Source organism: Aquisalinus flavus, from assembly GCF_014640095.1.
In the GTDB taxonomy this organism is placed as follows: Bacteria; Pseudomonadota; Alphaproteobacteria; order Caulobacterales; family Parvularculaceae; genus Aquisalinus; species Aquisalinus flavus.
Genome location: NZ_BMGH01000001.1, coordinates 834687 through 856825, shown reverse-complemented (window position 1 = coordinate 856825; position 22139 = coordinate 834687). Strand labels below are relative to the sequence as shown.

Sequence of the window (22139 nt, the reverse complement as noted above, 5' to 3'; positions counted from 1 at the left end):
GCCTTTTAACCTTTGCAGGTTTACCGGTTTCGCAAACCATCCGCTTACCAATGAATGCCCCGGAATCACTGGCGTTGAAAGCGGCTGCACGCCGGGGTTGGGCAATCATGGCCGAAACATGGCGGCGCTGTTTAGTCGAAATTTTCGCAAACCCTAACGATCCGTTTAAAACATCGGATACGCGGCGGCGCTAATCTCCACGGGCACATTCACCCCTGGAGCCAGACCATGATCAAGATCGTCATTCTGACCGTCGCCGTCATCTTCAACACGATGCTCTACAGCTATGCCAACGCCAGTCTTCAGGAACAGCAACGCTTTCCGAAGCCGGTCCGCACCGTTCTCGACACGACCATCGATACGGTGGTGACCGGCAGTGTCGAACTGAACCGTGTCACCAGGGGGCGCGGGCTTGCCGGTGTCTGGAACAGTCTCACCGGCCGCAGAATCGACCAGGCACCTGTCACCGGCCTCAATGCCGACCTGTCGGGCAGCCGCTTCTCCCGGCAACTGATGCCGAAATCAAGCTTCGTCAACGCAACGCTGGATCGCAGCACCTTCTCCCACTCCATCATGGATGGCTCGATGCTCGACAGCGCCTTCATTCGCCAGGCGACCTTCGTGCAGACCGACCTGAAGGAGACGACGGCGCGCGGCAGCGACTTCTCCGGCAGCGTTTTCGAGCGCGCCGATCTCGGCGGCTCGCTGATGCAGTCGGCGATCTTCGACAGCGCCGATTTCCGCGACACCAGCATGACCGGCGTCCAGTTCTCCGGTGCCTCCTTCCGCCATGCCCGGCTGACCGATACCATGGCGATGCGCAGCGTGTTCTACCGCGCCGACCTCATCGGCCTGGTCGCCGAGCGGGTCAGCTTCCGCAGGGCCCGCTTCGACGAGGCGCTGATGACCGGGGCGATCCTGCGTGAGACCGACATGGCCGGCGCGATCTTCACCAATGCCGATCTGAGCGGGGCTGACTTGTCCACCGTCACCGGCCTGACGCAGGAACAGCTCAATTCCGCCTGCGGCAACAGCATGACCAGACTGCCAGCCGGGCTGAAGGTACAGGAATGCACGATGCTCAGCCTGGCCCGGAATAAACCGCAATCCGGTACCCCCTGAAACCACGGCGACGGAGCGCTTGCCCCTCATCGTCTCGCAGCGTTCTGTCACAAACTCGACCTTGTACTGATCGACGCATCGCTTCCCCGACAGGCAAGGCTCGAACGCCCGGATGGCAGGGTTACCCTCCCCTCCATCCGGGCTCTCGTTGTTCCGCTCCCGCCAGAATTGCTCCCCGTCTGCGGTCAACCGTCTTGACGGGCCGGTGGCCTCTCCTGTTATATAACATATATAACAAATGGAGCGAGCCGTGAACGATCCCCTCGAGAACCTCACCGCGAACCAGAAAAAGGTCTATGCTGCCTTGCTGCAGGGAGGTACGCCGGTAAAGGCCTATGACCTTCTCGATCTGCTCAAACATTCAGGCGTGCGCGCTCCCATGACCGTCTATCGCGCCTTGTCCGAACTGGAAGATCGCGGCCTCGTCATCCGGGTCGAAGGCACCAAGGCCTATCTCGCAATCGACACGCTCGCCGATGGCACGGATCTGATCGTCCTGTTCATCTGCCAGCGCTGCAGCAGTGCCCGCTCCCACTCCTCGCCAAAGCTGCGCGATCTTGTCCACCGGATCCGCGATATTGCCGGCGATATCGATTTTGCGCTGGAGCCCGGCCGGGCCGAAATCTATGGCACCTGCGCAGGCTGCCGGGCAGGATCACCATCCTGACACCCGCCAGCCATGGCATCCTCCACCGCCTGACGGCGTTTCATCTGGCGCAGATGACCATGCAGCGCCTCGGCGTCATAGCCATGCATCATCAGCCGGAACCCGGCCTGGAAGGTCGATAGCGGCACCATCGGGTGGTGGTTGTTGATCAGGCTCATGTGATAATCCGAGCCCAAAATCCGTGCGAGATAGATGCCGATGGTCTCATCAAGCTGCAGCGAATTGGCCGCCCGGACAAAATCATGATCCGACAGGAACAGCGCATAGACCGGCGTGTAGAATTCCACCGCCGTCTGTACATCGACGAAATTGTGCCACTTGTCGGGAAAGGCTTCCAGATCGAAGTCGCCATCGCTGATCGGGCTGAAATCGATCCGCTCCGGCGTCTCGATCTCCCGCCCCTGCGCCCTCAGGCCCCGGTTCAACTCGATGATGAAATTATAGATGTTGAGGTCGTGCTGCAGAAACGTGTTGTCCTTCAAATCTTCCAGCGTCATCGGCCGCAGCGGATGGGAAGTGATCTCCACCCCCGGCACATTCGCCTTGATGAAGGCGAGGATTTCGGTGCCGATATTGAAATGGCGCAGGATCAGCAAGTTCGCCTCTGGCCGCGCAAAGGTCTTCAGTCCCCAAAAAATGAGCTTGTGCAATGTCTTCGGCGCATGCGGCCATGTCCGGAAGACACGTCGGAAAATCTTTACCAGGACGAAAAAGACGAAGATGAAAGGCCGCGATGCCGGCAACAGAAAGCGCCGCGCATAGGACCGGTTACCCTCCAGCAGCGCCGCCTTGGCCTTGTCGTCGAACGGCAACGAGTCGTCCAGATGGAGCGCCAGCCACGGATCCGGGTCTTTCGGATCGAAACTGGCGGGGTCGAACGGTCTGGCGGTCATGACACAAATCCTCGTTCTTCGTGGCTTCTTCGCACCTCAGAATGAGGATTTGTCCCGACCGCCCTCATCCTGAGGTGCCCGGTACCGCCGGGCCGCGAAGGACGAGGGCGGATCAATGCAAAAGCCTCAGACATGGTCCAGTTCCTCAAGCTGCAAGGCGTAAAGCCGCCCGACGATCCGCGCCGTGCGCACGACATCCTGCACATCGCTCTCGTCATGCACCGTCATCGCCAGATGTGTCTCGAGCTCGTCCAGGTGATCGTCATCATGCGCGCCATGATAAAGCATGAAACTGACCTGGTGGTCGTCCAGCCCCAGCTGCTCCTTGATGGCTGCGCCCCATTCCACCGCCTTGCGCGAGCCGAGTCCCTCGATCATGAACATCGCGCCGAGCAGGGCGAACGGGTTCGGCTGGGAGGCCTTGTGGAACATGAAGGCGGACAGCGCCTCCGACCCGATATTCTTCGGTGCCGACCGGATCTCCTCCAGCGTCCCGCCGCAGGCAATGAAATTCGCCTCGATCATCTGGAAATCGCGATGCTCGGTCACCGCGTGCTTCATGAAGTGGGAGCGGATCTCGAAATGGTCCGCATCGACATGGCTCGCCGCCCGGGCGATCCAGCACCCGCCATCGACCACCTGCTGGCGCAAATTCTTCAACAGCGCCCGGTAATCCCCGATCTGCAAGTGCCCGCGGTTGAGCTTGCGGATGACCGGCACCTGCTCCAGCTGGCCCTCGAAATCGGTCCACGCTATCGCCAGCCCCCTGAAGGCCGCCTCGACCAGCTCCTGCCTGCGTTTTGAAATGTCCTGCAACATACTCAAGCCTCCTCGACTGTCAGCATCATGAAAGATATCACCGCCCTGCCGCTTTCGGGCACGACGCACAGAATTTTTTCACCGGGCCTGTACCCGCCCCGGGCCATGAATTCCTCCAGCATGATGAACAAGGCGGCAGAGCCGGTATTGCCCTTGCTATAGAGGTTGGTGAACCATTTCTCCTCGTCGATCATCGCGCCCGCGGCTTTCATCAGCCGGATGATCTCCTCGCGCAGGGAATGGGCCGAATAATGGCACAGCACATGGTCGACCGCGGACGGCACGATCGCCCCCCTGTCGATCAGGGCGAGATATTCCCCGACCCAGCCGCGGATGATCCGCTTCAACAGGCCCATGTCCTGCATCAGCATGATCGCGCCATCGGCCGCCGCACCCCGGGGGCCATCGGCGTGATGGCTCCAGCAGCGCACCGGGTCATGCCGGTCCTCATGGGCGATGCCGGCATGCATGCAGACATCGAACCGGTCGGCGAGCGAAACCAGCCTGATCCAGTCGACCCTGAAACTCGGCCCCCGCCGCCGCGGGCGCGACTGCATCACCAGCGCGCCGGCGCCATCGGACAGGGTCCAGCGCAGGAATTCCGCTGCCATGCGGGTATCGCGATTTTCCAGCCTGTCGAGCGCCGGGCGATAGAAGCCGGGCCGGAACCAGCGGCTCGACATCTCGCTGCCGGTGACGAGCGCCGCCTCGGCCTCTCCGCATTTCAGCGTCATGAAAGCGCTCTTTGCCGCCATCATGGACGAGGCACAGACACTCTGGAACGAGGCGATCTCGATGGGGCCAATATCATTGCCGGCACCAAGCGCGGCATGGACAGCGCTGGCATGACCTGGCACCAGCAGATCGCCCTGGGTCGTGCCGGTCGCCAGATAATCGATCTGCGACAGGTCGAGGTCCGACGCCTCGACCGCTGCCCGTGCCGCCTTCGCCGCCATGCCGGCATTGGTGTCGAGCGCCTCGCCGCGCTCGTCCATCGCGTAATGGCGTTGTTCGATCCGGTTCTGGCGCAGGATCAGCCGCCCCAGCCGCTGCGACTGGTCGTCGATCTCGCCGAGGATCGCCGCCATCCGGTCATTGCCGACCGCCTCGCCGGGCAGGTGAGCCCCTGCTGCATTGATATAGACATCCCGCATCATCCACTCTCCCAATCCTGCTCGCCTGTGCCCGCAAGCCGCGATCCCTGATCCCTGATCCCTGATCCCTGATCCCTGATCCCTGATCCCTGAGACCGGATATCAGAACCACATACCCTGGACCCGGGCCGCGTCAGCCCAAGCCGCCGCGTAAGCACACCTCGCTTCGCCGAAACCATCCCACAAAATGAACATTGTTCATAATTACAGTTCAGACAGAAAATGAGTGAACGCTCACTTTTAATGTTTGTGCCTTAAGATGAAGATGTGCCGCCAAGTCAGCCGGATTCGCCTATTTTTCGCGATCGAGGCCGCTCTCGAGTTTTTTCAGCCCGACCAGGATGATCAGCGCCATCACGGTCACCAGCGCGGCGATCGCCTCGAACCCCGCACCGCAGGCAAGCCCGATCGCCCCGGCGAGCCACATCCCCGCCCCGGTGGTCAGCCCTTCCAGCCGCTTTCCATGGCGGATGATCGACCCGGCGGCGAGGAAGGCCACACCGGCGGTGATCGCCTGGATGATGCGCAACGGATCGGGCCGGATCGACGTCTGCTCCGCCCCCCCTTCGAGAGCAAGGCTCAGTTCGATGGAAATCATCGTGAACAGGCAGGCGGCAAGCGAGACCATGATGAAGGTCCGCAGGCCCGCCGGGCGATCCCGCAGCTCGCGGTCCAGCCCCAGTACGGCGCCCAACAGGCAGGCCAGCGTCAGGCGCAGCAGGATCACCCCTGCCCCGATCTGCGTGGAGAATATCTGGTCGAGCTGCTCCATGCGCCGCTAACGCACACGGTGCGCGGACTGTTCCCCTCGCCCGGACCCGCCTGACCTCAACTCAACAGCGTGTAGTCGCCGCCCTTTTCCAGCGCGGCCTTGTAGGCGTCGCGGCCATGGATCTTCGCAAGCCACGCCCTCAGGTTCGGGTGGTCATTGCCAAGGCCTGCGCGCGCGGCGACCGCCTCTACGGGGAAGCTCATCATGATGTCAGCGGCGGAAAGCTCTGCGCCCGCGAACCATCCGGTCGCGGCGAGCGAGTCCTCCCAGTATGACATGTGGTTCTTGACCTGCGGATTGACGAAGCTGGACAGCACCTTGTCGGCGATACCCTTGGCGACCGGCTTGACGAAGAACGGCACATCCGCCTCCTTCACCCGGTTGAACACCAGCTTCATCAGCAGCGGCGGCATGGCCGAGCCCTCGACATAATGCAGCCAGAACCGCGCCTGCCAGTAATCGGGGCCGTCTTTGCCCGGCATAAGCCGGCCCATCCCATACTTGTCCAGCAGATATTCCACGATGGTGCCGGACTCAGCGATGGTCGCCGCGCCATCGGTGATCACCGGCGACTTGCCCAGCGGGTGCACATCCTTCAGCGCCTGCGGCGCCAGCATCGTCTCGGCATCGCGCTGATAGCGCACGATCTCATAGGGCAGCTCGAGTTCCTCCAGCAGCCAGAGAATCCGCTGCGAGCGGGAATTGTTGAGATGGTGGACGGTGATCATCGTTTGTCTTTCGCGTTGCTGGTCGGCACCCTATCGTGCTGCCCTTCTGACGCCAAGCATTACAGACAGGGCATAACGGCTTCCGGCCGATGGCCCAGACATTCCCTCGAACCCCGCCGCCCATGTGTCGAGATGGGCGAGCTGTTCGTCCGGCGGCACCATTATCGGCTTGCGCCGGAACCGGTCTGTCAGCCAGCCGAACAAGCCGCCTTAGCCCTTCTTCTCTTCGATCGGCCTGGACACGCGGATATGCAGCTCCTTCAGCTGCTTGTCCGATGCCTCGACCGGCGCGCCGAGCAGCAGGTCCTCGCCCTGCTGGTTGAGCGGGAACATCGTCACTTCACGGATGTTCTGCTCGCCGGCCAGCAGCATGACGATGCGGTCGACGCCGAAGGCCGCGCCGCCGTGGGGCGGGGCGCCATAGCGGAAAGCGTTCAGCATGCCGCCGAATTTCTCCTCCACGACGTCAGCGCCATAGCCGGCGAGATCGAACGCCTTGTACATGATCTCTTCCTTGTGGTTGCGGATGCCACCGGAGCCGAGCTCATAGCCATTGCAGACGAGATCATACTGGCGCGCCTTGATCGCCAGGATCTTTTCCGGGTCATTGCCCGCCGCTTCCAGTGCGTCGAGCCCGCCTGCGGGCATGGAGAACGGGTTGTGGCCGAATTCGACCTTCTTGTTCTCCTCGTCCCACTCATACATCGGGAAGTCGACGATCCACGCGAACTCGAAGCTCGCCTTGTTCGACAGCTCCAGCTCGTCGGCGACGACATTGCGCGCCTTGCCGGCGATATCCTGAAATTCAGCCGGCTTGCCGGCGAGGAAGAACGCCGCATCGCCCGCTTTCAGGCCAAGCTGCTCGCGGATCGCCGCCGTGCGCTCCGGCCCGATATTCTTGGCCAGCGGGCCCTTGCCGTCGCCCTCGTCGAACATGATATAGCCCATGCCTGGCAGGCCCTGTTTCTGCGCCCACGAATTCATCCGGTCACAGAAGGCACGTGAACCGCCGCCCGGCGCCGGAATGGCGCGGATTTCATTCGCAGGATCAGCCGCGATCTGGGCGAAGATCTTGAACCCTGACTCGACGAAATGTTCCGTCACCACCTGCATTTCCAGCGGGTTGCGCAGGTCCGGCTTGTCGGAGCCATATTTCAGCATCGCTTCCGCATACGGAATTTCCCGGAACGGATAGGCCGACACCGGCTTGCCATCGGCGAACTGCTCGAACGTCTCGCGGATCACCGGGCCGACCGCGTCGAACACATCCTGCTGCTCGACAAAGCTCATCTCGAGGTCGAGCTGATAGAAGTCACCGGCGGAACGATCAGCGCGGGCATCCTCGTCGCGGAAGCACGGCGCGATCTGGTAATAGCGGTCAAAGCCCGACACCATGATCAGCTGCTTGAAGATCTGCGGCGCCTGCGGCAGCGCATAGAACTTGCCCGGATGCAGCCGCGACGGCACGAGGAAGTCGCGCGCGCCCTCCGGCGAGGACGCCGTCAGGATCGGGGTCTGGAAATCGGTAAAGCCGGTATCTTCCATCCGGTTGCGCAAGGACCGCACAATCTTCGAGCGCAGCATGATATTCCGGTGCAGCGTCTCCCGGCGCAGGTCGAGATAGCGGTGCTTCATCCGGATTTCTTCCGGGTAATCCGGCTCGCCGAACACCGGCAGTGGCAATTCCTGCGCCGCGCCAAGAATGCTGATCTCGTCGGCATAGAGCTCGATCTCGCCAGTCGGCAAATTGGCATTGACGAGGCTGTCATCGCGCGCCTTCACCCGCCCGTCGATGCGGATGCACCATTCCGAGCGCACCTGCTCGGCCGCCTTGAACGCCGGCGAATCGGGGTCGGCGACAACCTGCGTCATGCCGTAATGGTCGCGCAGATCGATGAACAGCACCCCGCCATGGTCGCGCACGCGGTGCACCCAGCCGGACAGGCGAACGGTCTCGCCGACATTGGATTTGCGAAGTTCGCCACAGGTATGGCTGCGATAGATATGCATGTCGTGCTCCTGATGGCCCGCCACCGGGCCGGGCAAGACGGCGCAGCAGACGGAAAAAAACGTGCAGGACGAAAAACGCCCCTGTAGCGGCGGGTGTTAGCGGGTTTTCTGGCGGGGGGAAAGGGGTGGCGCAGGCACCGACCGATTTTTTGCGGGCAGCCCACGCTCGCGCCGGCTTATCGCCTTTGAAGGCAGCCATGTCCTGAGAAATCCGGGGCCCCGTCCCGGGCAGATCGCTATGCGTCCAGCCGTAACAGCTTCAGGTCGGTATGGACGAAATCCGCGCCCTTGAAGAACAGCGTCTCGCCGGTTTCTCTGGCCAGGGCGTAGGCGAACAGATCGCCGAAATTGAGCTGCGCCCTGTTGTTCTGGCCCTTGCCATATTTCGGGAAAGCACCGCGAGCGATCTGCGCCTGACTTGACGAAAACGGCACGAACTCGACATTGGCTTCAACAAGCGTCTGATGCAGTCGGATCCAGCCGCGCTTTCCCAGTTGCGCTTGCACCACCGTAGCGCATTCTACTAACGTTCCGGTCGAGATTTTCAGATCGGACACACTGGACAGCGCATCATAGGCTTTACTCGCGTCCGGTTCATCCATGATCATGGCAATCAGAACCGACGTATCGACGATCATTCGATATAACCGTGCTCATTATAGCCAATGATCTCATCGGCCGTGCGATCATCGAGAACAGGCAACTTGCGTAATTCTTCAATGCCTTTCCTGAACGCCTCAAGATCGAATTTCTTCGTCTCCTCCTCCCGCTCGATCGTGACTTTCACCGTCTCGCCGGGCGCAAGCTGCAGCACCTTGCGCCATTCCTCCGGCAACTCGTCGGCACTGATATGATCGAATGTCGTACTCATCATGCCACCATACACGGACGAATTCACCATTTCCATCCCTGCCTCTCCCCCTGACATGCACTACTGCGTCATCCCGGCCTGTTCCGGTACGCGACGCACCCATTCGCGCATGCCATACTGTGCGGTCGTCGCTGCGCGGGCCAAATGAAACGCGCCGTCGGCTAGGACAATACCGCCCGGCCGCTCTCAATTCTGGCACAAAACCCGGCGCCTTGCAAGAACAAAACAGGTACAAATGTAATGCACCCGACCAGATCACCCTGCCCGGCTCGCCTCTTCGGAACCCCGCCCCGCCCCTTTCTGTTCGCCTGAACGAAATCACTCACATCACAAGGACACCCATGGCCGCACGCGCATACTGGAAAGGCTATCTGAAACTCTCGCTCGTCTCGATCGGGATCGAGCTGTTCTCGGCGACCAAATCCACCAGCCGCCCCTCCCTCAACCAGATCCACGAACCCTCGGGCAAGCGCGTGCGCTACCAGAAGATCGTCGAGGGGCTGGGTCCGATCGACACTGACGAGATCGTCAAGGGCTACCAGGTATCGAAGGACAATTATGTCATCCTCTCCAATGAAGAGCTGGACGAGATCAAGCTGGAGACGAAGGAGACGATCAACCTCGTCCAGTTCGTCGATCATTGCGAGATCGACCCGCGCTATTTCGAGAAGCCCTATTACGTCGTGCCCAGGGACGACATTTCCAATGAAGGCTTCATCGTCATCCGCGAGGCGCTGCGCGACGCAAAGAAAGTCGCTCTCGGCCAGATGGCGGTGCGCGGGCGCGATTATGTCGTCGCGATCAAGCCCTGCGGCGACGGCCTCCTGCTGGAGACGCTGCGCTATGCCGAGGAGATAAAGGAGAGCGACGGCATTTTCGAGGACATCCCCGACATGAAGCTCGACAAGGAGCTGCTGGAGCTCGCCGGTGAGTTGATCGAGAAGAAATCGAAGCCCTTCGATGCGGAGACTTTCAAGGCGCAATATGCCACCGCCCTGCGCGACTTGATCAAGGAGAAGGAAAAGAAGGGCAAGGTCAGCCACGACGAGTCCGAGAGCTCGGGCAAGAGCGAGAGCAATGTCATCGACCTGATGGACGCCCTGAAGAAATCCGTCTCCGGATCGAAATCCTCGTCTTCAAAGAAAACCGCGAAGAAAACGACGAAAAAGAGCACGAAGAAAAAGGCGAGCTGATGATTCTCCAACCGCCCTTGTCCTTCGTGGCCTCGCCTCCTCACCCTGACGTGCCCGTGAAGCGGGCCACAAAGGGCTCGGCACCTCAGGATGAGGGCTCCCCAATACAGATAGAGAAAACCCTCATCCTGAGGCGCTGCGCAGCAGCCACGAAGGACGAGGGTTTTCGGGAGAATTGAAATGACCTCTTCCCTTCAGACCTATCACGAGAAACGCGATTTCGGCAAAACGCCTGAACCCAAGGGCAAGGTCAGCCGCAAAAAAGGTAATCTCTACATGGTGCAGAAGCATGACGCGACGCGCCTGCATTTCGACTTGCGGCTGGAACTCGACGGCGTGCTGAAAAGCTGGGCGGTCACGAAAGGCCCGAGCCTCGACCCCTCGGTCAAGCGCCTCGCCGTGCGCACGGAGGACCACCCGGTCGATTATGGCGATTTCGAAGGCGTCATCCCGTCCGGCTATGGCAAGGGCACGGTCATGCTGTGGGACACCGGGAGTTGGGAGGCGCAGGAAGACCCCCATGAAGGGCTGAAGAAAGGCTCGCTCAAGATCACCCTGAAGGGGGAGCGGCTGAAAGGCGGCTTCGCCCTCGTCCGCATGAAGAGCAAGAAGGGCGAGAAGCGCGAGAACTGGCTGCTGATCAAGGAGCGCGACGGCACGCAGAACGAGGATCTCGACCCGGTCGCGGAATGGACGGACTCGGTCAAGACCGGGCGCGATTTCGACGGTATCGAGGAAAACGGCCCGACCCTGAAAGAGGCGCAGACCGGGACCAAGCGCAAGAAGGACAGCGAGAAACTTTCCGCCAAATCATCGCCAAAGCCGGCAGGAAAGTCAGCCGCCAGCCTGCCCGCCTTCATCGAGCCGCAGCTCGCCACTCTCGGCGAGGAACCGCCGGAGGGCGAAGACTGGCTGCACGAAATCAAATATGACGGCTACCGCCTCATCGCCTGCTGGGCGAAAGGAAGTGCCAAACTCTACACCCGCTCCGGCAAGGACTGGACCGGCAAATACCCCGTCATCGCCGACGCCTTCGCCGCCCTGCCCGGCTCCGGCGTCATCGACGGCGAGCTGGTCGCCATCAACGATCAGGGCCACAGCGATTTCGGCGCGCTGCAGGCCGCGATGAAATCCGGCGACCGCGCCAGCCTCGTCTATTACGCCTTCGACCTGCTGAAAGACGGCCGCAAGGACTGGCGCAAGCAGAAGCAGCACGCGCGCAAGGATGCCCTCGCCACCCTGCTCGACGGGGTGGGCGACCCGATCCGCTATTCCGACCATGTCGTCGGCAAGGGCGACGATGTCATCGGCAAGGCCTGCCAGATGGGCCTCGAAGGCATCATTTCCAAGCGCGCCGATGCAAAGTACCAGTCGAAACGCACGCGGAGCTGGATCAAGTCCAAATGCACCGGCAATGATGAATTCGTCATTGGCGGCTACCGCAAATCCGACAAGAAGGGCCGCCCCTTCGCCTCCCTGCTGCTGGGCGACTATGTCGATGGCGATCTGGTCTATCGCGGCCGCGTCGGCACCGGCTTTTCCGAAGACCTGATGGCCGACCTCTCGGCAAGAATGAAGACTCTCGAGCGCAAGACGCCGCCCTTCGCCGGCATGCCCCCGGACGCGAAACGCGGCGCGGTGTTCCTCACCCCTGATCTCGTCGGCCAGATCGCCTATACTGAAATCACAAGCGACGGCCATCTGCGCCACCCTTCGTTCCTGGGCCTGCGCGAGGACAAGCCGGCCAACGAGGTCAAGTCGGAGAAAGAGAAGATGAAAGAGGTAGAACCGGCAAAATCATCCGCCAGCGGATCGTCAAAATCCTCCGGCAATACTGTCGCAGGCGTGAAACTCTCCAGCCCCGACAGGGTGCTCTACCCCGACCAGGGCGTGACCAAGCACGACCTGGCGGAATATTTTGCCGAGATCGCCGAACACATGCTGCCCCATATCAAGGACCGGCCCGTCTCCCTCGTGCGCTGCCCGTCCGGGCGCACCGGCTCCTGCTTCTTCCAGAAACACCACAATGCCGGCACGCCGGATCACATGGCCGCCGTCACCATCATCGAAAAGGATGGCGACAAAGGCGACTATCTCCTGCTCGGCACACAGAAGGCGCTGGTCTCCGCCGCCCAGATCGGCGCGCTGGAACTGCATATCTGGGGCGCGCGCAAGGACATCATCGAAAAGCCCGACCGCATCGTCTTCGATCTCGACCCCGACGAGGGCAAGGCGTTCGAGGACGTGAAAAAAGCCGCACAGGATATCCGCGACCTGCTCGCTGCCGCGGACCTGCAATCCTTCGCCATGCTGACCGGCGGCAAGGGCGTGCATGTGGTGGTGCCCGTAGAGCGCCGCCATGACTGGGCCACGGTCAAGGGTTTCGCGTCCGGTTTCGCCAGACGGCTGGCGCAGGAGGACCCGTCCCGTTTCACCGCGACCATGTCCAAGGCCAAGCGCAAGGGCAAGATCTTCATCGACTGGCTGCGCAATGAGCGCGGCGCGACGGCAATCTGCCCCTACTCGACCCGCTCGCGCACGAATGCGCCGGTCGCCACACCGCTGACATGGGACGAGCTTGCCCGTGCCGCCTCCGGCGCCGACTATACGATAGCCAATATCCGTCAACGGCTGGCCCGGTTGAAGTCCGACCCGTGGGGCGATTATGCCTCGGTGCGCCAATCCCTGCACAAGGGCCTGCTCGATGAGCTGCTTGGTTAAGGCCTGACAGCCTATATCACATCAAAGACCGACAGCAGCAGCAGCGCGACGACAATAAGGCCGACGATGAATACCAGGTTCCTGATCATGAAACGTCTCCTTCTACGGTTTCCACCCTATCATATAAGGTGTGATTATCTGGATGACGACCCGCACCAATCTTGCTAAGTCACTCTTCCATGTTGATTATAACAGACACAGCCGCCCTCGCAGAGTTCTGTGCCGGGCTCCGGCAGCACCCATATGTCGCCGTCGACACCGAGTTCATGCGTGAAAAGACCTACTTTTCGCAGCTCTGCCTCATCCAGGCGGCGAGCCCGGCCGAGGCGGCGATCATCGATCCCCTTGCCGACGGCCTCGACCTTGCCCCGTTCCTGGAAATGCTGGCCGATCCGGCGGTCACCAAGGTCTTCCATGCAGCCCGTCAGGACGTCGAGATCTTCTTCCAGATAATGCAGTCGGTGCCGCAGCCGCTGTTCGACACCCAGATCGCGGCCATGGCCTGCGGCTATGGCGACCAGATCGGCTATGAGCCGCTGGTGCGCACCATCACCGGAAAGAGCGTCGACAAGGGCTCGCGCTTCACCGACTGGTCGCGGCGCCCGCTGAGCGACCGGCAACTCGAATACGCGATCGGCGACGTCACCCATCTGCGCGATGTCTATGACGCGCTGTCGTCGGAGCTTGCCCGCACCGACCGCCTGCCATGGGTGATGGAAGAGATGGAGGCGCTGCTCTCACCCTCGCTCTATTTCGTTCAGCCGGAAAATGCGTGGAAGCGGCTGAAGCTGCGCAACACCAAGCGCAAGGAACTCGGGCCCCTGATCAAGATCGCCGAATGGCGCGAGGCCGAGGCCCAGAAGCGTGACGTGCCCCGTGCCCGCATCCTGAAAGACGACGCCCTGTTCGAGCTTGCCCGCCAGACGCCGGAAAGCCCGCAGGACCTCGCCCGCGCCCGCGGCATCCCCAACGGGTTCGAGCGCTCCGGCGCCGCAAAGGGGCTGCTCGGCGCCATCACCGACGGCAAGAACATCCCCAAGGGCGATCTGCCGGACATTGACCGCCCGCGCAATTTGCCCCAGGTGCCAGCCGACGTGCTCGACCTGCTGCGCGTCCTGCTTGCCCGTCAGTGCAAGGAATATGATGTTGCGCCGAAGCTCATCGCCTCCGTCGCCGACCTCGAGGAAATCGCCCGCGACGACAATGCCGACGTGCCCGCCATGAAGGGCTGGCGCCGCGAAGTGTTCGGCGATGCCGCCCTGAAGCTGAAGCATGGCAAGCTCGCGATGAAGCTCACCAACGGCACTCTCGACCTGATCGAGACCTAGAGCATCGTGCGCCCAACCAGGCGCACAACGATGCTCTACATTATTGAAGTAGATCAACTTTCTGCGTTCGAATGATTCTATTTGAACGCAGCTTGACCTAGGGACTCGAACCATCCTTCGTGGGCGACCGCGTCGCCACCTCAGGATGAGGTCCAGTGCCAATGTCGATATAATCCTCACCCTGAGGTGGCTTCGAAGAAGCCCACGAAGGGAGAGGATTGAAGACACCAATCCTCAGACGAACTCCACCACCGCCTGCTTGCCGAGGAAACTGGCAAGCGTCTCCAGCCGCTTGGACGCCAGCTCACCCATCAGCCCGGCATGACTTTCGGGTGCGGCGAAGACCAGCTTCTCGTCGACTTGCGCCAGCGTGCAGCCCTCGAGGCCCTCGGCAGACTTCGGCGAGAAATCGGCCGCAAAGCGCAGCATCAGGCCGATGCCCGTCGCCCGCTTCTGCAGTTCCTCGCCGACCAGCTGGATCGGGACATGGGCTTCCGGCATGGAGGACGGCTTGCTCTTGTGGCGCTGATAGAGCGCCATGGCGAGCGCGACCCGGTAGGGATGATCGATCCCGACAAACGGCGAGCGCAGCGCCATATCACAGGCCTGATCGGCCCGCATGTCGGGATGGTGCAGCGCCGCGACATCAGATAAAAGGCACGCCGCCTGGCGCAGCCGCCGTTCCTGCCCGCTTTCATCCGGCCACAGATCATGGGTCATCGCAAACGCTGTCTCGCCGAAGGCCGGGTCGGGACAATAGCGCAGCGCATATTCCTCGGCCAGTTCGATCAGCGGATCGCGGCGGCGCACATCCATGGGCAGCTTGTCGAACAATACGCCCTCGCGCACGCCGCTCGAGGAGACGACCAGGCGCTGCGCCCTGGTCATGGTCATCACGACCTTCATCACCATGGCGGCATGGGGCAGGACGTCGATCCGCTTCTTCTGGACGCCGGGAATATTCTCCAGCGCCGCGGCGGACTGGTGTTCCAGCAATTCGCAAATCTCGATCGTGTCGTCGCGGCTCATCACATAGTGATGCAGCACCTGCAGCGGATAGTTGCGCCGCGCCATATGCACCTTGGCGATCGCCCGCCATGCGCCGCCGACGGCATGCAGATCGCCGGTTCGGGTCTCGGTCAGCCACGAATTCTCCGCCAGCCGGTCCTCGGCGAAGCTGACCGCGTCGCTCACTTTCGGCCCGCATTCGGCCATCAGGCGCAGCGGCCCGAGCGGCAGGGAGATGCGCTCGCCGAGCGGCTCGTCGAAATTATCCGTGAACCGCGTCAGTTCCAGGCTGCCGCCCCCCATATCGCCGCACAGATGCGGCCGGTCGGGTTCGCAATCCACCGCGCCGGGATCGCCGGACAGCACGCCGAGCGCCGCGAACCGCGCCTCTTCCTCGCCGGAGATAACCTCGGGCTGGAAGCCCAGCTCCTCGATCCGGGCGATGAAGTCCGGCCCGTTCGAGGCTTCGCGGCTTGCCGCCGTGGCGAACACCGTCAGGTCCGGGTCGCCATAGCGCGCAAGAACCGCCTTGAACCGGGCGAGCGTCATCAGCGCCTCTTCCATGGCATCCTCGCGCAGCGCGCCCGTATCCATATCGCGCCGGCCGAGGCCGCACAGGGTCTTTTCGTTGAAAATCGAAACAGGGGTGCGGTCCGGCCCGCCATAGACGACCATTCGCACCGAGTTCGACCCGATATCGATCACCGCCCGGCGGTGCCAGTGCCGGAACTGTGTGCGGGTCTGATCTGCGGCTTTCAGGATCACTCTTTACCTGCCTTGAGGCTTACCATGGCGTGATTCTTACTTTTTCTTCGGTCGCAGCTTGGTCGGCGCATTGCCCTTGATCGCCGCGCCGCGGCCCGACAGGCTGGGGTTGGTCATGCAATAGGAGTGGATGTTGAACGGCTTGACGTTTTCCGGCGTCCGCAGGCGGCGATAGCTGCCATCCGGCATCATCCGCCAGCTCTGCGCCTCGTCGTTCAGGTTCGCGACCATGATCTGGTCCAGCACCTGGCGGTGCACGGTCGGGTTCTCGACCGGGCACAGCACCTCGACGCGGCGGTTGAGGTTGCGCGGCATCAGGTCGGCCGAGCCGATATAAACGAGCGCACCCGGGTTCGGCATCGGGTGGCCATTGCCGAAACAATAGATGCGCGAATGCTCCAGGTAGCGCCCGACGATGGAGCGTACACGGATATTCTCCGACAATTCCGGCACGCCCGGCCGCAGGCAGCAGATGCCGCGCACGACGAGGTCGATCTGGACGCCCGCCGCGCTCGCCTTGTACAGCCTGTCGATGATGTCGCCATCGACGAGCGAGTTCATCTTCATCCAGATCGAGGCAGGCCGCCCGGCCTTTGCATGCTCGATCTCCGCATCGATATGGGCATAGAGCTTGTCGCGAATGTTCAGCGGTGCGACGGCCATCTTCTCGAATTCTTCCGGCTCGGCATAGCCGGTCACGTAATTGAACACTCTCGCGGCGTCCCGCGCGATCGCGTCATTCGTGGTGAACAGGGCAATATCGGTATAGATCTTCGCCGTGATCGGGTGATAGTTGCCGGTCCCGATATGGACATAGGATCGGGTGCCCTCGCCCTCCTTGCGTACGATCAGCGACAGCTTGGCATGGGTCTTGTAGTCGACAAATCCGTATACGACATTCACGCCTGACCGTTCCAGCGCCCGGGCCCAGCGGATATTGGCTTCCTCGTCGAACCGCGCCTTCAGCTCGACAAGGGCGGTCACGTTCTTGCCGGCTTCCGCGGCCTCGATCAGCGCCTCGACGATGGGCGACTGCTTCGAGGTCCGGTACAGCGTCTGCTTGATCGCCACGACATGGGGATCGGCAGCGGCCTGTTTCAGGAACTGCACGACGACATCGAAACTCTCGTAAGGGTGATGGACGACGATGTCCTTGGCCTTGATCGCCGAGAAGCAATCGCCGCCATGTTCGCGGATCCGCTCGGGGAACCGCGCCTCGAACGGCGTGAAGGTCAGGTCAGGCCGGTCATCGGGGATCAGCTCGCCCGATTGCGCCAGCCCGAGGATACCATCGACCAGCACCACGTCGCGGCTTGTCACTTTCAACTTCTGGGAGACAAGATCGATCAGGCGCTGCGGCGTCTCCGAATCCATCTTCAGCCGGATGACGTCACCCCGGCGGCGGCGGCGCAGCAGCGTCTCGAATTGCTGCACCAGGTCTTCGGCTTCCTCTTCCAGCTCGACATCGCTGTCGCGCACCAGCCGGAACGAGCCCTGCCCGATATTCTGGTAGCGCGGGAAAACATAATGCAGGAACCGTGCAATCACCCGTTCCAGCAAGACATAACGCACCCGCGGCAGGCCGTTTTCCATCCTGTCCGACGACGGCAGGCGGATGAACCGGCCGATCTTCGCCGGCACCGGCAAGAGCGCCGTCATCTGCTTGCCCGTCCTGTCGGACTTCAGATCGAAGCACAGCACGAAACCGAGATTGGGGATGAATGGAAACGGATGCGCCGGGTCAAGCGCCAGAGGCGTCAGTACGGGGAAGATATTGTTGAGGAACTCGGCCTCGATCCAGTCCATCTCGTCGCCGGTCAGGTCTTCCGGACTCAGAATTTCCACGCCCGCTTCGGCCATCTCGCCGATCAGGGCGCGCCAGCAGCGCTGTTGCTCCTCCATCAGTTCGGAGGCCTGCTCGTTGATCATGTCGAGCTGCTGTTTCGGGGTCAGCCCTTCCTGCGACAGGGCGGTAATGCCCTCGCGCACCTGGCCGACCAGGCCGGCGACGCGGACCATGAAGAACTCATCAAGGTTGCTCGCCGAGATCGACAGGAAGCGCAGCCGCTCGAGCACGGGGTGCTTTTCATTCGCGGCCTCTTCCAGCACGCGCATGTTGAATTCCAGCCACGACAATTCGCGGTTGATGAACCGGTCGCTGGAATCAGGCGAAATCGGCACCAGGCCGTCGCCGACATTTTCCGCCCGCTCGACCAGGTCCTGCGTCTCGCGCCGTGCCCGCGAGGGCGGCCGCGTTTCGGCATCCATTTCCTGCAGTCTTTCGGTCTTGCCGGCTTCAGACATGATGGCTGCGTTCCTCGTTACTACTGACGTCGCTCCGGTCAGAGTCTATACCCCGACAGGCTTAATCTAGGCCTAAAGGCACGCCTGCAAACCGCCCCTAAAGCGTTTCCCGGTGAAGTGGAAACCGGTTCACCGTCAGGAAACGCGACAAACCAGGAGTCTGGATCGTTTCAGCGTTTCCACAGAATGCTGAAACGACCTAGAGAATTGCCCCCGGAATGCTCGCCAGCACATGTTGGACCAGAGCCTTGTCGATCTTTTTCTGCCGTTCCAGCGCCTCTGAGTCCAGCACTTCCACGAATTGCCGAACCGCATGGAACGAGCGCTTCAGCCGCATCGCCGCCACCGCCGCTACATCCCAGGCGATCTTCACCTGGCGGTCGGCCAGCATTTGCTGGATCGCCTCGGTCATCAGCGCCTCGTCGGGCTTTTCAAGCCGCGCCGTCGGTGTCGCTGAAAGGCGCGAGGCAAGATCGTCGAGCCGCTCCGCGCCCTCTCCTGCCCAGTCCCTCGGGTTGCCCGTCCCGGCGAAGACATAGATCCGGCCGCGCTCGATGCACACATTGATCAGGCGCATCACGTCGGTGGGCTCGCACAGGTGAATATCGTCGACCAGGACGACCGGATCGTCCGGCAACGGATTTTGCCGGTCGCAGATGTCCTCTGCCTTATGGATCGGCACGCCGGTGTCCCGGGCGACATAGGCCAGCAGCAGGGTCTTGCCTGTCCCCGGCGGCCCGGCGATCAGCATGGAATGGCTGCTGTTCGGGTCGCCAAGGCCCGCCTCCCAGGCTTGCAGCATCCGCCGCGCCTCCTCATTGGTGGCGGAGGGCAGAATCGGCGGCAAGTCGTCGGCGGGGCTGGGCGTTCCGAAGGGAAGCGGCAGCTGGCGGCGTTTTCCGTCGTCAGTTCGCATCGTCTTGTGCGTCGTCCTCGGTTCCGGCCCCGTCACTTGCCTGGGGATCGCCACCGATGAGGGAGCGCGGCCCGTCACGCAGGCGCCGCTCGCGGTCAGACGGCGCGGAGAATTCGCCAAGCGCGTCCTCTGCTCCCTCGACCAGCTCGGACCCGGGCATGCCCTCGCCGAACTCACCGCCGAACTCGCCTTCTGCGCGGCCGTCGACCGGGCGCACCCGGCCGCGCACTTCATCGGCCTTTTCAGGCGTCGCCACGTTCCAGACGATATTGTCGACGGTCCACAGGATGACGTTGCGCTGGCGCAAATCCGCGACCAGCTGGTCCATGGCTCCGGCCACCGACACGGTGATCGAGCCGCCCTGCAGCGAGATCGGCCCGGTCTCGATACTCTCCACGATCGGCGAATCTTCCAGCGCCCTTCGGATCAGCGCGAATTCGTCGAGCGAGTCGACCCATACATTCATGCGTACCTGGCGCACGACCGAATGATCGACCAGTGTCTGCGCCTTCCAGCCAGCGGCATAGCGGCTGACCATGTTCTCCACCGCGCGCTGGGCCAGCACCGGGAAATCGCCGGCCTCGCCGCGGAAGAAATTCTCGAACAGCGCCCGGCCCGGCTGGTCGCTGGAGGTGCGCACCAGCACGCCTGAAGAACCGAACCCCGCCGTATCATCGTAAAGCGCGCTGGCATTGTCGGCGGAATAGTTCGCCGCGTTGCGGCCGCTGGAGGCGAGATAGCCATCGAGCAGGCGGCCGCGCATACGATACTGCCCGTCTTCCTCGTCGAGGAAGGCATGGGCGATCAGCACCTGGCGCACGCCATAGCGCTCGGCCATCTGCTGCAACGCTGCCTGGTCGAAGGACAGCGCCGCACCGACCGGCAGGATTTCCATATCGGTCTCGTCGCCGCGCGGCAGCAGCATCGGTGTCAGCTCATTGGTCAGCGAACGCGCCAGCCATGCCCGCGCCCACGGATTGTTCGTCTCCCACAGGTAATCGCCGTTCTGCGTCTCCAGCACGGGGATGATCAGCGCCATGCGCGTCTGCGATTCGCTGTACGGAATGCCGCTCCGTTTCAACAGGTCGCGGATTTCTTCTGCCTTGAAGCGATAGCTGATCTTGGCCGAATAGGTGCGGGCGGAGGATTTCTCGTCAAACACCGCAAAACCCTGCTCCATGGACGGAAGCTGCGACGCGTCGAGCATGACGGGCTGCTTCCCGCCGGCATAGCTCCGCTCGAACAGCGCCGGCTCGGATGCGGGCGGGCCAGCGCCGTCGCCGATACCGCTGTCGGGCTCGACCGGCTGCGGGCCTTCGGCGGCCGGCGCGACATTGCCGGCGGCAAGCCGTGGCAGGTAGTCCCAGTCTTCCTCGGCGGTCAGGCGCCGCAGCAGGATATCCATCGCCCGGCGGCGGCCCATGTCGCGGGCGACCGCCTGCGCGTCCGAAGCGTTTTCAGCCTCGGCACTGACCGGCACCATCGGCACTTCGAAAACGCTGCCGGCCCTTGCTTGCGCAACGGGTTCGGTCGAGATGGTCGCAAGCACGTTCTGTGTGCCGGCCTGATCGTCTGTCTGGGCCACAGCCGGGCCAGACAGTACAATCGCCAGAGCCGAAACGATGAGGGCTAATCGCATGGTATTCTTGTCCATTCTTCCTTCAGGCGCCCTTATACAGTGGTTGACCGGCCCTGACACCCTTAAAGTCCGGTCAGAATACTCCCGGAATAACACGCCAGAGACCATGCCAGCCGGGCAGAATTGCGGCAGCGCGACCGGACAGACGCAGCCCCTTTCCAATCGCGGCAAACCTGCTAAACACCCGTCATGAGCGATGCATATAAACAGGCAGGCGTCGATATCGACGCCGGTGACAGGCTGGTAAAGGCCATCGGCCCGCTGGCCAAATCGACCATGCGCCCCGGCGTCATGGGCTCAATCGGCGGCTTTGGCGGCCTGTTCGACCTCAAGGATGCCGGCTTCACCGACCCGATCCTCGTCTCCGGCACCGATGGCGTCGGTACCAAGCTGAAGATCGCCTTCGACACCGGCCTGCATGACACGATCGGCATCGACCTCGTGGCCATGTGCGCCAATGACGTGCTCGCCCAGGGCGCGCTGCCGCTTTTCTTCCTCGATTATTTCGCCACCGGCAAGCTCGACACCGGCGTCGCCGAGACCGTCATCGCCGGCATTGCCGAGGGCTGCCGCGAGGCCGGCTGCGCCCTGATCGGCGGCGAGACGGCGGAGATGCCGGGCATGTATGGCGCCGGCGAATATGACCTTGCCGGGTTCTGCGTCGGTGCCGCCGAACGCGACGCGCTGTTGCCCCTCCATGACGGACCCAATGAGTCCGGGCGTGGCATGAAGGCGGGCGACGTCATGATCGGCCTGCCGTCTTCCGGCGCCCATTCCAACGGCTATTCCCTGATCCGCAAGATCGTCGCCGGGTCCGGCCTCGGCTGGCACGACGCCGCGCCCTTCGCGGACGGCAAGACCGTCGGCGAGGCGTTCATCACGCCGACGAAACTCTACATCAACGCGCTGAAACCCCTTCTTGCCGCCCGCCAGGTCAAGGGCTTCGCCCATATCACCGGCGGCGGGCTCACCGACAACGTCCCCCGCGTCCTGCCGGAAACGCTGACCCCGCGCTATGACGAGAACGCGCTCGCCCTGCCGCCGCTGTTCCAGTGGCTGATGGCTCAGGGCAATCTCTCCCCCGCCGACATGCGCCGGACCTTCAATTGCGGCATAGGCGGCGTCCTGATCGTCGATCCGTCCGATGCGGGCGATGTCATCACCACGCTGGAAGCAGCCGGCGAAGAGCCCGTGGTCATCGGCGACCTCGCCGGGACCTAGGGGCAGCA

At 62.5% G+C, this 22139-nt stretch carries 18 protein-coding genes; 6 read left to right on the top strand and 12 right to left on the bottom strand.

Going from position 1 to position 22139, the window contains the following annotated elements:
* The first annotated feature begins 228 nt into the window (after positions 1–228).
* The gene (locus IEV88_RS03905) at positions 229–1122 is read left to right on the top strand and encodes a pentapeptide repeat-containing protein (protein WP_188159965.1); all 894 of its coding nucleotides are present in this window, start codon (positions 229–231) and stop codon (positions 1120–1122) included.
* Positions 1123–1372: 250 nt separating this feature from the next.
* The gene (locus IEV88_RS03900) at positions 1373–1789 is read left to right on the top strand and encodes a Fur family transcriptional regulator (RefSeq protein ID WP_188159964.1); all 417 of its coding nucleotides are present in this window, start codon (positions 1373–1375) and stop codon (positions 1787–1789) included.
* Here IEV88_RS03900 and IEV88_RS03895 read toward each other — a convergent pair.
* The 8 genes from IEV88_RS03895 to IEV88_RS03860 all read right to left on the bottom strand — a co-directional run bounded on the left by IEV88_RS03895 (position 1747) and on the right by IEV88_RS03860 (position 9072).
* Positions 1747–2682 (bottom strand): DUF6999 family protein, encoded by a 936-nt coding sequence (locus tag IEV88_RS03895; protein ID WP_188159963.1) that lies wholly within the window; start codon positions 2680–2682, stop codon positions 1747–1749. The genes IEV88_RS03900 and IEV88_RS03895 overlap by 43 nt on opposite strands.
* A 126-nt stretch (positions 2683–2808) precedes the next feature.
* Complete coding sequence (locus IEV88_RS03890; RefSeq protein ID WP_188159962.1) at positions 2809–3501, bottom strand: iron-containing redox enzyme family protein; 693 nt, start codon at positions 3499–3501, stop codon at positions 2809–2811.
* 2 nt (positions 3502–3503) lie between these two features.
* Positions 3504–4658, bottom strand: a complete 1155-nt coding sequence (locus tag IEV88_RS03885; RefSeq protein ID WP_188159961.1) for a thiolase family protein — start codon at positions 4656–4658, stop codon at positions 3504–3506.
* 289 nt (positions 4659–4947) lie between these two features.
* Positions 4948–5427 (bottom strand): MgtC/SapB family protein, encoded by a 480-nt coding sequence (locus tag IEV88_RS03880; RefSeq protein WP_188159960.1) that lies wholly within the window; start codon positions 5425–5427, stop codon positions 4948–4950.
* Positions 5428–5483: 56 nt separating this feature from the next.
* Entirely contained in the window at positions 5484–6155 is a 672-nt protein-coding gene (locus IEV88_RS03875) for a glutathione S-transferase (protein WP_188159959.1), read from the bottom strand.
* Positions 6156–6365: 210 nt separating this feature from the next.
* Positions 6366–8165, bottom strand: coding sequence for an aspartate--tRNA ligase (aspS, locus tag IEV88_RS03870; RefSeq protein WP_188159958.1), 1800 nt, complete (start codon positions 8163–8165; stop codon positions 6366–6368).
* 236 nt (positions 8166–8401) lie between these two features.
* Positions 8402–8803 (bottom strand): type II toxin-antitoxin system VapC family toxin, encoded by a 402-nt coding sequence (locus IEV88_RS03865; protein ID WP_188159957.1) that lies wholly within the window; start codon positions 8801–8803, stop codon positions 8402–8404.
* Entirely contained in the window at positions 8800–9072 is a 273-nt protein-coding gene (locus IEV88_RS03860) for a hypothetical protein (RefSeq protein ID WP_188159956.1), read from the bottom strand. The genes IEV88_RS03865 and IEV88_RS03860 overlap by 4 nt, the downstream gene beginning before the upstream one ends.
* A 305-nt stretch (positions 9073–9377) precedes the next feature.
* Between IEV88_RS03860 and ku the strand changes: the two genes are divergently transcribed.
* From ku to rnd, 3 genes are all read left to right on the top strand, one after another.
* The gene (ku, locus tag IEV88_RS03855; RefSeq protein ID WP_188159955.1) at positions 9378–10229 is read left to right on the top strand and encodes a non-homologous end joining protein Ku; all 852 of its coding nucleotides are present in this window, start codon (positions 9378–9380) and stop codon (positions 10227–10229) included.
* Between the two features lie 180 nt (positions 10230–10409).
* Positions 10410–12950 carry a DNA ligase D gene (gene ligD / locus IEV88_RS03850; RefSeq protein ID WP_188159954.1) on the top strand — a complete coding sequence of 847 codons (2541 nt, stop codon included), beginning with the start codon at positions 10410–10412 and terminating at the stop codon, positions 12948–12950.
* Between the two features lie 179 nt (positions 12951–13129).
* Positions 13130–14278, top strand: coding sequence for a ribonuclease D (gene rnd, locus IEV88_RS03845; protein WP_188159953.1), 1149 nt, complete (start codon positions 13130–13132; stop codon positions 14276–14278).
* 234 nt (positions 14279–14512) lie between these two features.
* Here the strand turns inward: rnd and IEV88_RS03840 are convergent, their stop codons facing one another.
* The 4 genes from IEV88_RS03840 to IEV88_RS03825 form a co-directional block, all read right to left on the bottom strand.
* The gene (locus tag IEV88_RS03840; protein WP_188159952.1) at positions 14513–16051 is read right to left on the bottom strand and encodes a Ppx/GppA phosphatase family protein; all 1539 of its coding nucleotides are present in this window, start codon (positions 16049–16051) and stop codon (positions 14513–14515) included.
* 36 nt (positions 16052–16087) lie between these two features.
* Positions 16088–18319 (bottom strand): RNA degradosome polyphosphate kinase, encoded by a 2232-nt coding sequence (locus tag IEV88_RS03835; RefSeq protein WP_188160532.1) that lies wholly within the window; start codon positions 18317–18319, stop codon positions 16088–16090.
* A gap of 235 nt (positions 18320–18554) precedes the next feature.
* On the bottom strand, positions 18555–19271 hold the full coding sequence (locus IEV88_RS03830) for an AAA family ATPase (protein ID WP_229731400.1): 717 nt from the start codon (positions 19269–19271) through the stop codon (positions 18555–18557).
* Positions 19261–20925: a DUF2066 domain-containing protein gene (locus IEV88_RS03825; protein WP_188159950.1), complete on the bottom strand. Its 1665-nt coding sequence runs from the start codon at positions 20923–20925 to the stop codon at positions 19261–19263. The genes IEV88_RS03830 and IEV88_RS03825 overlap by 11 nt, the downstream gene beginning before the upstream one ends.
* Positions 20926–21099: 174 nt before the next feature.
* On the opposite strand from IEV88_RS03825, the gene purM reads away from it, so the two are divergent.
* The gene (gene purM / locus IEV88_RS03820; protein WP_188159949.1) at positions 21100–22131 is read left to right on the top strand and encodes a phosphoribosylformylglycinamidine cyclo-ligase; all 1032 of its coding nucleotides are present in this window, start codon (positions 21100–21102) and stop codon (positions 22129–22131) included.
* Positions 22132–22139 lie beyond the last annotated feature (8 nt).